We start from the raw sequence: 14187 nt of genomic DNA, 5'->3' as shown, positions 1-14187 counted from the left end.
CAATGAGCATCGACACCATCGAGGGCACCCACCCCGCACCCGGCGCCGAAGAGACGGGCAAGACCCCCGTCCTGGAGGTCACCGACCTGCGCGTGACCTTCCGCGGGTTCAACAGCAACCCCGACGTCACCGCGGTGCGCGGCGTCAGCTACCGGGTCCACCGGGGCGAGGTCCTGGGGATCGTCGGCGAGTCCGGCTCCGGCAAGTCGGTCTCCTCCATGGCCGCCATGGGCCTGCTGCCCGAACACGCGACCATCACCGGATCGGTGCGCCTGCACGGCGAGGAGATCCTCGGCCTGGACGACAGGACCATGGCCCGCAAGCGCGGCAAGGTCATCTCCATGGTCTTCCAGGACCCGCTCTCCGGACTGACCCCCGTCTACACCGTCGGTGACCAGCTCGCCGAGGCCGTCACCACACACGACAAGAAGGTCCCCAAGGCCCGGGCACGCGAGCGGGCCATCGAGCTCCTGGAACTCGTGGGCATCCCCAACCCCGAGCACCGCTACCGCTCCTTCCCCCACGAGTTCTCCGGGGGCATGCGCCAGCGCGTCATGATCGCCATGGCCATGGCCAACAACCCCGACGTCATCATCTGCGACGAACCCACCACCGCCCTGGACGTGACCATCCAGGCGCAGATCCTCGAGCTGCTGCGCGCCGCCCAGCGCGAGACCGGCGCCGCTATCGTCATGATCACCCACGACCTCGGTGTCGTCGCCGGTTTCGTCGACCGCATCCTGGTGATGTACGCGGGCCGGCCCGTGGAGATGGGCTCCGTGGACGAGATCTACTACGGCAGCCGCATGCCCTACACCATGGGTCTGCTGGGCGCCGTGCCCCGCATGGACCTGGAACGGCAGGGCGCTCTGGTGCCCATCAAGGGCAACCCGCCCTCCCTGACCGACCTGCCGCCCGGCTGCCCGTTCGCGCCGCGCTGCCCCATCGCCCGGCCCGAGTGCGAGATGGCCGAACCCGAGCTCCTACCGGTGGGTGAACAGCCCTCCGCCGAGACCATCCGGGCCACGTCCGAGGAGGCCGGGCACGCACCCGCCCAGGTCCAGGACACCGGTGAGCGCCGTGTGGCCTGCATCCGCTCCGGGGAGATCGACAGCAACGCCTGGACCGCCCAGGACATCTACCCGGTGCCCGACATCGCCGAGTTCGAGGGGTACTCCTCCGACCGCGAGCAGCGCGGCGACATGCTGCGCGTACGCGACCTCATCAAGCACCACCCCCTGATGAAGGGCGCCGTGCTCAAACGCCGCGTCGGCACCGTCTACGCCGTCGACGGCCTCGACTTCGACATCCGCGAGGGCGAGACCCTGGCGCTGGTCGGAGAATCCGGGTGCGGCAAGTCCTCCACGCTCATGGAGATCATGGGCCTGGACAAACCCCAGCGCGGGTCGGTGGAGGTCATGGGCCGCGACGTGTCCACCCTGTCCAAGGCCGACCGGTTCGCCCTGCGCAAGGACATGCAGATCGTCTTCCAGGACCCCATGAGCTCCCTGGACCCGCGCATGACGGTCTTCGACATCATCGCCGAGCCCCTGGCCACCCACAAGGTGCCACAGGACCGGATCACCAAGCGTGTGTACGAGCTCGTCGACCTCGTCGGACTCGACACCGAGCACGTCACGCGCTTTCCCGCCGAGTTCTCCGGCGGCCAGCGCCAGCGCATCGGCATCGCCCGCGCCCTGGCCCTGGAACCGCAACTCCTCGTGCTGGACGAGCCCGTCTCCGCCCTGGACGTGTCCATCCAGGCCGGCGTCATCAACCTGCTCGAGGAACTCCAGGCCGAGCTCGGCCTGGCCTACCTGTTCGTGGCACACGACCTGTCGGTGGTCCGGCACATCGCCGACCGGGTCGCAGTCATGTACCTGGGACGGATCGTGGAGATCGGTGACACCGAATCCATCTACAACCGCCCCTCGCACCCCTACACCCAGGCGCTGCTCTCGGCCATCCCGGTCCCCGACCCGGAGAAGGAGCGCGGGCGCGCCCACATTGTCTTGGACGGTGACCTGCCCAGCCCCGCGAACCCGCCCTCGGGCTGCAGGTTCCGTACGAGGTGCCAGAAGTTCGCCACGCTCTCGGCGCAGGACCAGGAGCAGTGCACGAACATCGAGCCGCAGATCCTGCCCACCAACGGTGGGGACCAAGGAGCTGCCTGCCACTTCGCTGACCGGCAGGAAGGGGACCGATGACCTCCGAGGCCCGAACTGGCAGAGCCGGCGCCACCCCGCGCGCCGGACGAAACACCCGTGGAAGGAAAACCCCCATGCGTATCGGGAAGTGGCGTTACCTCGCTCCCGCCGCGGCACTGGTCCTCGTGGCCAGCGCCTGCGGTTCCTCCGAGGACGATGACCAGGGCGGAGGCCAGGAGGCGGCCGCCGAACTGGCCGCCGAGGACCTCAACCCGGCCGACCGCGACGACCTGCAGGACGGCGGCGACTTCGTCTGGGCCCTCAGCGAGTACGAGGACCAGCACAACATGGCCCACGTGCAGGGCAACAAGGGTGACGTGCGCCGGGTGGTCGCGGCGACCATGCCCAGTGCCACGCGCTACGACGAAAAGGGCGGCTACGAGCCCCGCGAGGAGTACGTTCTCGACTACGGGGTCAGCGACGACGGCCTCGAGGTCTCCTACGAGCTCAACCCGGAAGCCGAGTGGTCCAACGGTGAGCCCATCACCTGGAAGGACTACGAGGCCAACGCCATGACTCGCGGGGGTCACCGCGACGACGAATTCGAGCTCGGCACCACCGTGGGCTACGAGCGCATCGACTCCGTCGAGAAGGGCGAGGACGAGTACTCGTTCACCCTCCGGATGGAGGAGCCCTTCGGTGAGTGGCAGACGTTCTTCAACGAGCTCTACCCGGCCGAGTACATGGAGGACGAGGAGAAGTTCGCGGAAGGCTACTTCGGCGACCTGCCCGTCACCGCCGGTCCGTTCGGAAACGCCGAGTTCGACGAGGTCGCCGAGCGCATCACCGTCGAGAGGAACGAGGACTGGTGGGGTGACGAGGCCAAGCTCGACCGCATCATCTTCGACGCCATGGACAGCAGCGCCCAGGCCGGTGCCTTCGACAACGGCGAGATCGACGCCTTCTACCTGGGCTACGACGCCGCCGCCTACGAGCGCCTGAAGGACCAGGAGGGCAACGGGGCCTACTTCACCCAGGCCGTCAACCACGGCCACCGGTTCATGAGCCTCAACGGCTCCAGCCCCCGCCTGGAGGACAAGCGGGTGCGCCACGCCGTGGCGATGACCATCGACCGCGAGGTCATGGCCGAGGTCGCCCTCGGTGCGGTCAACTGGCCGATCACCGGTCAGGTCAACCGCCTCCTGCGCTCCAGCCAGAACGGCTTCCAGGACAACAGCGGAGACCTGGGCGAGGTCGACACCGAGCGTGCCCAGGAGCTGCTGGACGAGGCCGGCTGGACCCTCGAGGACGGGGACGAGTTCCGCACCAACGAGGACGGCGACACCCTGACCCTGAACTACGTGGTCTCCGAGGGCCTGGACCTGGCCCAGGACGAGGGCGAGATGGCCCAGCAGATGCTCGCCGAGGTCGGCATCGAGGTCGAGGTCCAACCTGTGCCCTCCAACGCCCTGTTCAGCGAGTACATCATCCCCGGCAACTACGAGCTGGCCGCGTTCGTGACCGTTGGTGAACACCCCTTCAACGCCGACACCAAGGGCAACTTCGGCGGGCCGCTCGACGAGGACGGCGAGGACTGGGGCAACAACACCAGCCGCCACTCCACGCCCGAGATCAACGAGAAGTTCGACGAGCTCGCCGAGACGACCGACGACGAGCGCTACACCGAGATCGTCAACGAGATCGACACCCTGCTGTGGGAGGAGGTCCTGACCATCCCGATGTTCGAGCGTCCCGGCTTCTGGGTCATGGACGAGAACCTGCACAACTTCGGTGAGTACGGCCTGGCCACCGACTACGTCTACGAGGACATCGGTTGGGCAGCCGACGAGTAGCAGTGTGGTCCGGCTCCGCCCCGCTCTGTTCCTGAGCGCGGGTGGCCGGTACTGACAGGTGCTCTCCGGGGCGCCGCATCCCCTCCGGGGTGCGGCGCCCCTTCGTAGTGCGGTATCGCCTGCTGCGTAGGGTCTCCCGGAACAGGACAGGTCCGGAAGATGCAACAATCAAGGGCATAACGCCCCCTCGAGGGCCGCCTCACCCCCGCCCTCCCTCGCCGGAAAGTACTCGATGAGACTGCACTCGCTCCTCCTGCAGGGCCCGGTCGCCCTGCTGTGCGCCGCCCTCGTCGCCTGCTCGCAGCAGCAGGAGGCCTCCCCCGAGCCCTCCGACCCGACCCTCGGTCCCGAGTCCGACACCTCTTCCGAACAGAACCGGGCCGACGAGTCCGTTCCACCCCACGAGGGAGGGACCGAGCCCCCCGTCGGCTGGGCCACAGAGGTTCCGGAGGACGACGGGGACGAGGAGGACGAACCGAGCGGGGCGCCCGAGAACCGGGCCGGGACCGGCGGCGGGCAGGACGCCCCCGTGACCGCCGCCGACGCCGACGAGCTCACCGGCCACCTGGAGGCCGACGGCCCCCTCGTCGTCGAACTGGACGGCGAGATCGACCTCGGCGGCGACGTCCAGGTGCCCTCCGACACCACCCTGGTCGGGTCCGGGGAAGGCACCGAACTCACCGGCGGGCGCCTGGTCGTCGAGGACGCCGACAACGTGGTCCTGACCGGTCTGGCCTTCGACTCCGGCGACACCGCCGTGGCCGTGCGGGACGGAGCCCGCAACGTCCGGGTGGCCCACTCCACCTTCACCGGAGGCGGCGACGGCGCACTGCTCGAAGTGGCCGACGGCGCCGACCACGTCACCGTGTCCTGGAACCGCTTCCAGGAGGCCTCCTCGGCCCTGACCATCGGCGGCGCCGACGACGAGCCCGGCGCGCTGCACGTGACCGTGCACCACAACCACTTCGACGGCACCTCCGGGGACCACCCCCGCGCCAGCAACGCCGAACACGTGCACGTGTTCAACAACTACTTCCACTCCAACAACGACTACGGGGTGGAATCAGCCCACGAATCGAACGTGCTCGTGGAAGGCAACTACTTCCAGGACACCGAACTGTCGGTGCGCCCCGCCGAGGAGGAGCCCGGCAACGCCGTGGCACGCGACAACCTGCTCGTGGACACCCCGCAACCGGAGCTGCGCGGAGAGGTCCCCGATCCCCCCTACACCTACGAGCTCGACCCCGCCACCGAGATCCCCGACCTGGTCGGCGACGGCGCCGGCGTCCCCGGCTGAGAGGCGCTCGGGCGATGGTGACCACACCTCAGGAGACCCGGCGGTAGTCGTAGGTCTCCCCGGTCCCCGCGCCGCCCTCGTGGACCAGACGGCGGGGGATCCCCTCACCGTCGATCCACAACTCGAACTCGGACCCCTTCACCGGTGTGAGCACGGTGGCCCCCGACTCGGGGGCGTAGCCGCCGATGAGTGTGGTGAAAGTACCCGTGTACCGGTGCGCGGTCACCCGCTCCGGACCTTCGGGGGCGCGGTCGGCGCCGCCCTGCCCGTTCAGCGGCACCAGCTCGGTGGCCTCCTCGCCCGTGTACTCCAGATCCGTCGACGAAGCCAGGATCTCCCACAGCTTCGCCGAGGTGAAGTCGCGTGTGCACAGGTACCCGTCGGCGACGGAAGGGGACTCGACCGCTGTCGGCTGCGGTGTGCCCGGGCCCGTGACCGTCAGGCAGCGTTCTCCGTCCCACCCGTGACGGAAGACCTGCGTGCCGCCGAACGTGGTGAAAGCGCGCACGAACTGCGGATCCGAAGCGGCGTCGAAGACGGCGTACCCGTGCCCCGGATCGGGGGCCCTCCCCGAGGGGGAAGCCGGTTCCGCCGGCGCGTCCGTGTCCGCTCCGTGCGCGAAGAAACTCACCTCCGACCGCCGTGCCGTATCCACCCGCACAGCGGCCGAGCGCACGAAGCCTGCGGCATCCTCCGGTGCGGTCGCCTCCACCGGCGGGGCGGCCGGCAGCGGACGAACGTCCTGCCGGCGCGGGGCCTCCTCCGCCGGGTCGTGCGCGACCAGGTGCCCGGCCGACCACCCGGCCACCACGACCGCCGGGCACAGCACCGCCGCCGCGGTCACGGTCAACCAATGGGGTCTGTGCCGCTGTGGACGGGCGGGTCCGGTATCTGTGCCGGGAAGGGGGGAAGGCGACGGCGACACGTCCTGGGGCTCGATTCTGACGGTCTGCGCCCGACGGGGCCGGAGACCTCGCGCGGGCATGGTGCGTACGCGTGGTATGACGCAGCGTCACCGTGTTCCGTTCGAGGACGGGGCGTACGTATCGGGAACCGGTCCGGACGAAGCGCAGCGCGTACTGCGCACGCGGGTCCTCCAACACCGGACGCAGGAACGCGAACGTGCTCGTGCGCACCAGGCGTTCCCACACCCGCTCGGAGGAGTGCTCCCACACCGTACGCACCACCCGGCGCGCCACCGTCGAGGCACTGAACCGCCCGCTGGTGAACAACTCGTGCAACTCCTCCGCCTCCAGGAGCAACACCGTCCGCTCCAGTACCGGGGCGTCCAACAGCCCGAGCAGCGCCAGCGCGCAGTCCACCCGCGAGACCGGGTCCGGCACCCACACCCCGTCCAGGCACCGGAGCACCGCATCGGCCGCTTCCGCCGGGTCCAAGGTCCACTCGCCCTCCGGCGCCGGAACCGGCAAGGGTCCCCCCTCACGGCTCAGGGCCCGGTCCACCGCCGCACCCGCCCCGTGCGAGAGCCGGTCCCACGAGATCCCCGCCGCCAACGCCACCGTCAACGCGGCCACCAGCACCACCACCGCCACGTACTCCAGAACCCCAGCGCCCCCGTCCGTGCGCACCCGCGCGAGCATCACTGCGACACGGGCGCGTGCCTGCGCAACCGCCACAAGGACCGGTCGATGCGCTCCGCCTCCACCGGGGTGCACGACCACCCGCGCTCCTGCAACAACACGCGCATCCGCTGAACCAGCGCCCGCGCGCCCGGTCCCAGATCGTGCAGATTCACCGACACCACCACCCATCCCGCCGCCCTCATCGCCCGCCACCGCACCGCGTCCCGACGGCGCTGCACGAGTGTGCTGTGGTGGCGCACGCTGTCGAACTCCACCGCTGTGGCCTGTCTCGGCCACCCCAGGTCGGAGTGCAGCACCCCCAGCTGTGTGCGCACCCGGCATTGCGGCAAGGGCGGAGGCAGCCCTGCCTCACAGAACAGCACGCGAGCCCAGCTCTCCGGCTGTGACTGGCTCTCCGGTGATGCCAACGCCAGCACACGCTCCAACCGCGCCTGTGCCGGCCGCGACCATGGTCGTTCCACCTGGCTCGCCAGCTCGTCGGCGCTCACCAGCCCCGCCGCCAAGAAACGGTCCACCAGCCCCGTCGCCAGGTACAACGAGCGCGCGTTCACCGCGCAGTCGACCGCCGTGCGCATCGGCGCCGTCAGCGGTATGCCCTCCGTCTCGGCGCGTTCCTGCGGCACCAACCGGGCGCGATGTACACGCACCGAGGACTGCGCCCGACCGCGCGCCTGAGGGGGCAAGCACACGTGCTGCACCTGCCCGGCCATGCTCCCGGCCCTGGGAAAAGCGTCCACACCCCACAGGTAAGCGGCCGAACGCTCGGCCAGGACGACCGCCGGGTGCAGCTGCGGCAGCAACGCCGTGGCACAGGCCAGCAGCGCGTCATGGTGGGGCAAGCGGGCGGGAGGGTTCGTATCGACGCTCATGGACCCAGGTTCGGCATGGCCCGAGTCGGCCACAAGGCCGAATTCTGTGCCTGTGGACAACCATGGACGCAAGGCATGCCCGGGCCCAGCCATGTGTGGGGTTGGGCCCTCTGCATGGTTGAGAGGCCTTGTTGCAGTGGGAGGTCAGCGCATGGGCGGTGGTCCGATGGCCAGGTGGATGTGGTCCACGTGCCCTTCGGTGTTGCCCGCGTTGACACCGTGCGGTCGGCCCGTGCCGGGGAAGGTGCCGCTGGGATCTTTCGCGGGGTTCCAGATCTCCCGGTTGTAGATCAGTCCCTTGACCCCGAGCTCCTGGTGGTTCTCGATGGCCCAGTTGACGACGGTCAGCGCGGTCTGGTGCATCCGGCCGGTCGGCTTACCGCCCAGTGGCGCCACCATGTAGTCGATCGCCTGGCCGTGGCCGTGGTCGCTGCCCTGCTCCGCGCGGAAACCGCCCGCGGACAAGTAGAAGTCGGGGAACTCCTCGTTGATGATCTCGTGGGTGGCACACGCTTCGGGGATCACGCCCAGGGACCCGCAGGAGGTCGTGACCCCGCTCGCGAAGACGACCGAGCCCGGGTCGAAGGTGTACTCGCCCTCCTCGTCGACGAGGTTGACGTCGACGAGCCCCCGGGCCCCGGAGACGTCGTCGATGGCCGAACCACCGCAGTTCAGGTCCGGGCCGTCGCGGTCGCACTCGTTGGGCGGATGCACGATGGCGATCGCCGAGGCGTTGCCGGCGATGGTGTCGACGTCCTCCTCCTCGCCGTCGCAGACCACGTCGTTCCAGCCCTGGCCGCCGGCGCCCTCCTCCAGTTCCTTCTGGCACAGGGCCCCGCGCACCTCGACACGGATGATGTTGCCGTTGCGTCCCATGGTGTTGTCGCTGGCCCGGATGTCGGTGAGGACGGCGTCGTTGGCGCGGGCGTAGTCCTCGGCGCGCTCGGTGGCGGCGTCCTCCTCGTAGACCGGCATGGGGAAGATCCCGTTCGCGAGGTCCTGGGCGGCCTCGTCCTGGAGCGCGCTCGCGGCGGCCAGTGCTGCGGAGTCCGCTGCGGTCTGGGCCTGGGAACGCAGGTCGTTGGCCCCGCCCACACGCACGAAGAGCACGGTGAGGGCGAGCAGTGCGAGGGTGAGGCCGAAGAGCAACAGGACACTGGCTTGTCCCTGGTCGTCGCGGAATCGTCCCATGCTGGATCCTGAAGAGTGGGGGAACGTGAGGAGAGTGGCCGCACCGCGCAGGATATCCCTCCGTGTGGAGGTTCGGTAGTGGGCTGTGGACAAAACACGAGGGGAGCGCAGGACATTCTGTGGAAGGTCCCGAACCCCACCACCGAGGGCAAATAGTATTGCTGGGCGTGCGGCCTGAGAACGCCCGTCGGATTTTCGGTGCGACTAGAAAGCGATCCCATGAGTGCCCGAAAGGCGATGTCCCCTGTCGAGCAGGACGAACTCCTCCGCCGCGTATCGGGCGAGCTGCTCGCGTCGGCCCCGGCCGACTGGGTCAAACTCCGGCTGGTCTACACGGGGCTGGTCGACTTCGCGGCGGTGCGGCTGGAGGCCATGTTCTCCGACGGGCGCACCGAACACTGGCTGCCACCGTCCGCCGCCCCCGAGGCCATGAGCGACCTGCGGCGCGGCATGTACCAGGAGGGGCAGGGAACTTGGTACACCGCCCACCTGGAGGTCGACCGCCCCGGCCGGTACTCGGTGCGCTACAACTACGACGAGGAACCCCACTTCGGTGAGGTACGCCCCGACCACAGCTTCGCGCTCGACCACGTGTGTTTCCCGCGCGGGGTCGACCACCGCCCGGACTGGCTCCAGCTCAAACTCATGGGCGCAGCAGAGGAACGCACCGCGCCCCTGCCCGAACACGTGGAGGACCGCCCCCGCGAGTGGGCTGCGCACACCGATCCCGCCCAGTTGCGCGGGACCGATGTGTCCCCGGGCGGGATCACCCCCGAGGTGATGATGGACCTCGTGCAGGAGATCGTCGACCGCACCTTCGACGCCCTGCGCTCCAAGGGCGCCTGGACCGGCATCGTCATCGACCACAAGGAGGTCCTGGGGGCGACGGACACCCGCGTGTTCGTGGACTGGGACGAGGCCGGGACGCAGCAGGAGTGGTTGCCGGCCGAGGCCGACCGGCTCCTGTGCACCTTGCGCACCGGCATGTACCAGCAGGGCAAGGGCACGTGGTTCCGTGCGAGGTTCCGGATCGCGGAGTCGGGGGAGATCGGGCTGGAGTTCGACCAGAAGAACCCGCCCGAGTTCGACCCGGTCCCCGATCCCCGGTGTTACCTGTGGGACGTGCAGCGTTTCCCGCGCAGTTCCGACCACATCCCGGACTGGTTGTTGGACCGGTTGAGCGAGGCGCAGCGGCTCGTCAAGGCGCAGGCGTGAGGCTCCCGGCATGGATGCTTTTCGCCCATTTTCGTCCTTGCTGACTTTTGTGGCGCTCATGGGGGCTATGGGGCGAATGTGCAGCAAAGGGCCCCGTTTTTCCGGGGCCTCTTGTCCAGGACGGGAACGCTGGACCGAGCGGACCGAACGGACCCGGCGGTGCGTCGGCGCGCCCGCGCCATCGGGGCCGGAGCCGGTCAAAGCACCGACCGGCGCAGGCCGCCCTCCCCGGCACAGGAGCCGGCCCCGGGGGGCGCAACGGCGGCCCCGCCCCCGTCCAGCGTCGGCCCGTACCGTTGTCGGCAGAAGTCCTGCAGCCGCCGCGCCAAGGCCTCCAGAGCCGCCGGCGCGTGGTGGTCGTGGGCCCACACCGCGTGCAGGGCCACCTCCAGGCACCGCCCGCCGTCGGTGATCCGCCGGGGCCGGAGGCCGAACCGGCTGTCGTCGGTGACCACGGCCACGCCCCGCCCCGCTGCCGCCAGGGCCTGGGCGATCTCGCCGTTGAAGGTCTCCACCACGGCCCCGTAGTGCCTGCCCAGGCCCCGCACGGTGTGGTCCAGCAGACGCCGCGCGGCGAAGTCCGGGGTCGGCAGCACCAGGTTCTCCTCCACCAGAGCGCCGACCTCGATGCTCTCCGCTTCCGCGTGCGGACGGTCCCCGCGCACGTACGCCCACACCGGCAGCCGTGCCAGGGTCAGCGTTGGAAACCCCGGCGAGGGCGGCTGCGTGGTGATGGCGATGTCGATCCTGGACATCAGGTCCGGCAGGTCCGGATCGATGTCGATGCTGGTCACGCTCGGTTCGGGGTCGTCGGGGGCGAAGCCGGCGATGAAGGGGGCCACGATGTCGACCAGCGTGGTGCTCGGAGCGCCGAAGGACACCGATGTCAGGTGCCCGGCCGACAGATGGGCGGCGAGCCGTTCGGCCTGGTCGAACCGGCGCAGCAGGTCACGCGCCTCGCCGAGGAACTCCTCGCCCGCGTTGGTCAGTCTCAGCCGCGCCCCCGAACGTTGGAACAACCGGACTCCGATCGCCTTCTCCAGCTGCTTGACCTGCCGGGACAGTGCCGGCTGGGTCATGTGCAGGCGCTCGGCGGCAGCCGAGACCGTGCCCTCGTCGGCGACGGTGACGAAGTAACGCAACAGGCGGATTTCCATGCCTGGTGAGCATACTCCATCAAAGAAACAGGCATTGGACAGCATAGGCATCCGTGCGGACGATGAAGGCGAACCCACGACACACCTTCAGGGGGCTCCCATGGCCGAGATCGACCAGTCCCGACACCTCGGGGACGCTTTCCCCGGGCCGCGCGCACAGGCGCTCGCCGACCGCCGCGACGCCTCCGTCCCGCGCGGTGTCTCCGCCGTGATGCCGACCTTCGCCCATCGGGCCGGCGGCGGCATCGTCGAGGACGTCGACGGCAACCGCCTCATCGACTTCGCCTCCGGCATCGCGGTGACCACCGTCGGGGCCTCCGAGCCGCGCGTGGCCGAAGCGGTGCGCGCCCAGGTCGAGGAGTTCACCCACTCGTGCTTCATGGTCACGCCCTACGAGCACTACCTGGAGGTCGCCGAGCGCCTCGCCGAGCTGGTGCCCGTGCCCGGTCCCGCCAAGACGGCACTGTTCAACTCCGGCGCCGAGGCCGTGGAGAACGCCGTGAAGGTCGCCCGCGCCCACACAGGCCGGCAGGCGGTGGCCGCGTTCGACCACGCCTACCACGGGCGCACCACGCTCACCATGGGCCTGACCGCCAAGACCATGCCCTACAAGCACGGTTTCGGCCCCTTCGCCTCCGAGCTCTACCGGGTCCCGGGCTCCTACCCGCTGCACGACGGACTCGACGGCGCCCAGGCGGCCGCGCGCACCATCGACCAGCTCGACAAGCAGATCGGGGCACAGAACCTGGCCGCCGTCGTCATGGAACCGATCCAGGGCGAGGGCGGCTTCATCGTCCCCGCACCCGGGTTCCTGCCCGAGATCGTGCGCTGGTGCCGTGACAACGGGGTGCTCTTCATCGCCGACGAGGTCCAGACCGGCTTCGCCCGCACCGGAGACTGGTTCGCCTCCGAACACGAGGGCATCGAGCCCGACATCGTCATCACCGCGAAGGGGATCGCCGGGGGGCTGCCGCTCTCGGCCGTCACCGGACGCGCCGAGGTCATGGACGCACCCCACGCCGGCGGTCTCGGCGGCACCTACGGGGGCAACCCCATCGCCTGCGCCGCCGCCCTGGCTGCGCTGGACACGATCGTGGAGGAGGGCCTGCTCGAGCGGGCCGCCCAGGTCGAGAAGATCGCCACCGACCACCTCTCGCGCGTGCGTGAACAGGATCCCCGCATCGCCGAGGTCCGGGGACGCGGTGCCATGCTCGCGATCGAGCTCACCGACCCCGCCACCGGCGAGCCCGACGCCGCCCTCACCGCCCGGGTGGCCCAGCAGGCCCGCGAGGCCGGGGTCATCACGCTGACCTGCGGTACCTGGGGCAACGTGATTCGCCTCCTGCCGCCGCTGAGCATCGGCGACGACCTGCTCCGTGAGGGCCTGCAGATCATCACCGACGCCTTGCGGCGTTCCTGAGCCCGACCGACCCACAGGAGGACGAACATGGAACCTTCAGCCGACACCCGCTTCGAGGTGACCGACCCCGCCACCGGCGCCGTGGTGGGCACGGCCCCCGACCACGGCCCCGACGCCGCACTGAAGGCGGTCGCCGAGGCCCACGACGCCTTCGCGGCATGGTCGGCGACCCCGCCGCGCCACCGCTCGGAGGTGCTGAGCGCCGCCCACCGGGGCATGATCGCCGCCAAGGACCGCCTCGCCGCCCTCATCGTCTCCGAGAACGGCAAGTCCAGGGCCGACGCCGAGGCCGAGGTGGGCTACGCCGCAGAGTTCTTCCGCTGGTACGCGGAGGAAGCGGTCCGCATCCCGGGCAGCTTCGGCACGGCCCCCGCCGGCGGGGTGCACAACATCGTCACACGCGCCCCGGTCGGTGTCGCGGCACTGGTCACGCCGTGGAACTTCCCCGCGGCGATGGCCACCCGCAAGATCGCCCCCGCCCTGGCCGCCGGGTGCACCGCCGTACTCAAACCCGCAGCCGAGACCCCGCTGACGGCGCTGGCGATCGGGGAGATCCTGCTGGAGGCCGGGGTGCCCGAGGGCGCGGTGCACGTGGTGCCCACGACCTCGGCCGCGCCGGTGGTCTCGGCCTGGCTCTCCGACCCGCGTGTGCGCAAGCTGTCCTTCACCGGTTCGACCGGGGTGGGGCGCACGCTGCTGTCCCAGTGCGCCGACCGGGTCCTCAACACCTCCATGGAGCTGGGCGGCAACGCCCCGTTCGTGGTCGCCGAGGACGCCGACGTCGACGCGGCGGTGCAGGGCGCGATGGTCGCCAAGTTCCGCAACTCCGGGCAGGCCTGCACGGCGGCCAACCGGTTCTACGTGCACCGCCGGGTCGCCGACACCTTCGTGGAGCGCTTCGGCAAGGCGGTGGAGGCCCTGAAGGTGGGCCACGGTGACCAGGGCGCGCAGATCGGACCGGTGATCTCCGCCGGCGCCGCAGACGGGATCCGTTCCCTCGTCGAGGACGCCGTCGCCGGCGGGGCCCGGGTGGCCCACCACGCCACGGTCCCCTCGGAGCTGCCGCGTTCCTTCGTCGCGCCCACCGTGCTGACCGGGGTGTCCCACGACGCCGCGATCGTGCGCGAGGAGATCTTCGGCCCGGTCGCGCCGGTCCTGGTCTGGGAGGACGAGGACGAGCTGATCGAGCAGGCCAACGCGACCGAGTACGGGCTGGCGGCCTACGTCTACGCGGGGTCGGCCGATGCCGCGATGCGTATCGGCGGCCGGCTGGAGGCCGGGATGGTCGGCATCAACCGCGGGCTCGTCTCCGACCCCAGTGCACCCTTCGGCGGGGTCAAGCAGAGCGGTCTGGGCCGGGAAGGCGCTGAGCTCGGCCTGGAGGAGTACCTGGAACCCACCTACTTCTCCGTCGCGCACACCTAGTTCCCCGAG

Annotated in this window: 10 protein-coding genes; 6 read left to right on the top strand and 4 right to left on the bottom strand. The window is 70.1% G+C overall.

All coding sequences use genetic code 11. From position 1 onward, the window contains the following. The first annotated feature begins 2 nt into the window (after positions 1-2). From D456_RS0111415 to D456_RS0111405, 3 genes are all read left to right on the top strand, one after another. A complete protein-coding gene (locus D456_RS0111415; protein ID WP_017576315.1) occupies positions 3-2207 on the top strand; it encodes a dipeptide ABC transporter ATP-binding protein in 2205 nt (734 codons plus the stop codon). Between the two features lie 74 nt (positions 2208-2281). Further along, on the top strand, positions 2282-4000 hold the full coding sequence (locus D456_RS0111410; RefSeq protein ID WP_017576314.1) for an ABC transporter family substrate-binding protein: 1719 nt from the start codon (positions 2282-2284) through the stop codon (positions 3998-4000). Between the two features lie 232 nt (positions 4001-4232). Then, positions 4233-5297: a pectate lyase family protein gene (locus tag D456_RS0111405; protein ID WP_017576313.1), complete on the top strand. Its 1065-nt coding sequence runs from the start codon at positions 4233-4235 to the stop codon at positions 5295-5297. Between the two features lie 28 nt (positions 5298-5325). On the opposite strand, the gene D456_RS0111400 is transcribed toward D456_RS0111405, so the two are convergent. The 3 genes from D456_RS0111400 to D456_RS0111390 form a co-directional block, all read right to left on the bottom strand. Continuing rightward, positions 5326-6141, bottom strand: a complete 816-nt coding sequence (locus tag D456_RS0111400) for a hypothetical protein (RefSeq protein WP_230479928.1) — start codon at positions 6139-6141, stop codon at positions 5326-5328. A gap of 756 nt (positions 6142-6897) precedes the next feature. Further along, positions 6898-7770, bottom strand: coding sequence for a hypothetical protein (locus tag D456_RS0111395; protein ID WP_017576311.1), 873 nt, complete (start codon positions 7768-7770; stop codon positions 6898-6900). Positions 7771-7914: 144 nt separating this feature from the next. After that, a complete protein-coding gene (locus tag D456_RS0111390; protein WP_017576310.1) occupies positions 7915-8961 on the bottom strand; it encodes a pilus assembly protein TadG-related protein in 1047 nt (348 codons plus the stop codon). A gap of 219 nt (positions 8962-9180) precedes the next feature. Here D456_RS0111390 and D456_RS25030 point away from each other — a divergent pair, with 219 nt between their 5' ends. Beyond that, on the top strand, positions 9181-10176 hold the full coding sequence (locus D456_RS25030) for a hypothetical protein (protein ID WP_152442541.1): 996 nt from the start codon (positions 9181-9183) through the stop codon (positions 10174-10176). A gap of 197 nt (positions 10177-10373) precedes the next feature. Here D456_RS25030 and D456_RS0111380 read toward each other — a convergent pair whose 3' ends face one another. Next, positions 10374-11333, bottom strand: a complete 960-nt coding sequence (locus tag D456_RS0111380) for a LysR family transcriptional regulator (RefSeq protein ID WP_017576309.1) — start codon at positions 11331-11333, stop codon at positions 10374-10376. Between the two features lie 100 nt (positions 11334-11433). On the opposite strand from D456_RS0111380, the gene gabT reads away from it, so the two are divergent. Continuing rightward, positions 11434-12753 (top strand): 4-aminobutyrate--2-oxoglutarate transaminase, encoded by a 1320-nt coding sequence (gene gabT / locus D456_RS0111375; RefSeq protein WP_017576308.1) that lies wholly within the window; start codon positions 11434-11436, stop codon positions 12751-12753. 27 nt (positions 12754-12780) lie between these two features. Further along, positions 12781-14178 (top strand): NAD-dependent succinate-semialdehyde dehydrogenase, encoded by a 1398-nt coding sequence (locus D456_RS0111370; RefSeq protein WP_017576307.1) that lies wholly within the window; start codon positions 12781-12783, stop codon positions 14176-14178. Positions 14179-14187: the final 9 nt, after the last annotated feature.

The sequence above is a fragment of the Nocardiopsis kunsanensis DSM 44524 genome, from assembly GCF_000340965.1.
Classification (GTDB): domain Bacteria; phylum Actinomycetota; class Actinomycetes; order Streptosporangiales; family Streptosporangiaceae; genus Nocardiopsis; species Nocardiopsis kunsanensis.
Note: the sequence above shows the minus strand (reverse complement) of the source record. Positions and strands in the feature narration are given on the sequence as shown.

Excerpts from the sequence above, each read along its gene's own strand:
- D456_RS0111415 (WP_017576315.1), top strand. The coding sequence starts at position 3 with ATGAGCATCGACACCATCGAGGGCACCCACCCCGCACCCGGCGCCGAA.
- gabT (WP_017576308.1), top strand. The coding sequence starts at position 11,434 with ATGGCCGAGATCGACCAGTCCCGACACCTCGGGGACGCTTTCCCCGGG.
- D456_RS0111370 (WP_017576307.1), top strand. The coding sequence starts at position 12,781 with ATGGAACCTTCAGCCGACACCCGCTTCGAGGTGACCGACCCCGCCACC.
- D456_RS25030 (WP_152442541.1), top strand. The coding sequence starts at position 9,181 with ATGAGTGCCCGAAAGGCGATGTCCCCTGTCGAGCAGGACGAACTCCTC.
- D456_RS0111410 (WP_017576314.1), top strand. The coding sequence starts at position 2,282 with ATGCGTATCGGGAAGTGGCGTTACCTCGCTCCCGCCGCGGCACTGGTC.
- D456_RS0111390 (WP_017576310.1), bottom strand. The coding sequence starts at position 8,961 with ATGGGACGATTCCGCGACGACCAGGGACAAGCCAGTGTCCTGTTGCTC.
- D456_RS0111405 (WP_017576313.1), top strand. The coding sequence starts at position 4,233 with ATGAGACTGCACTCGCTCCTCCTGCAGGGCCCGGTCGCCCTGCTGTGC.
- D456_RS0111380 (WP_017576309.1), bottom strand. The coding sequence starts at position 11,333 with ATGGAAATCCGCCTGTTGCGTTACTTCGTCACCGTCGCCGACGAGGGC.
- D456_RS0111395 (WP_017576311.1), bottom strand. The coding sequence starts at position 7,770 with ATGAGCGTCGATACGAACCCTCCCGCCCGCTTGCCCCACCATGACGCG.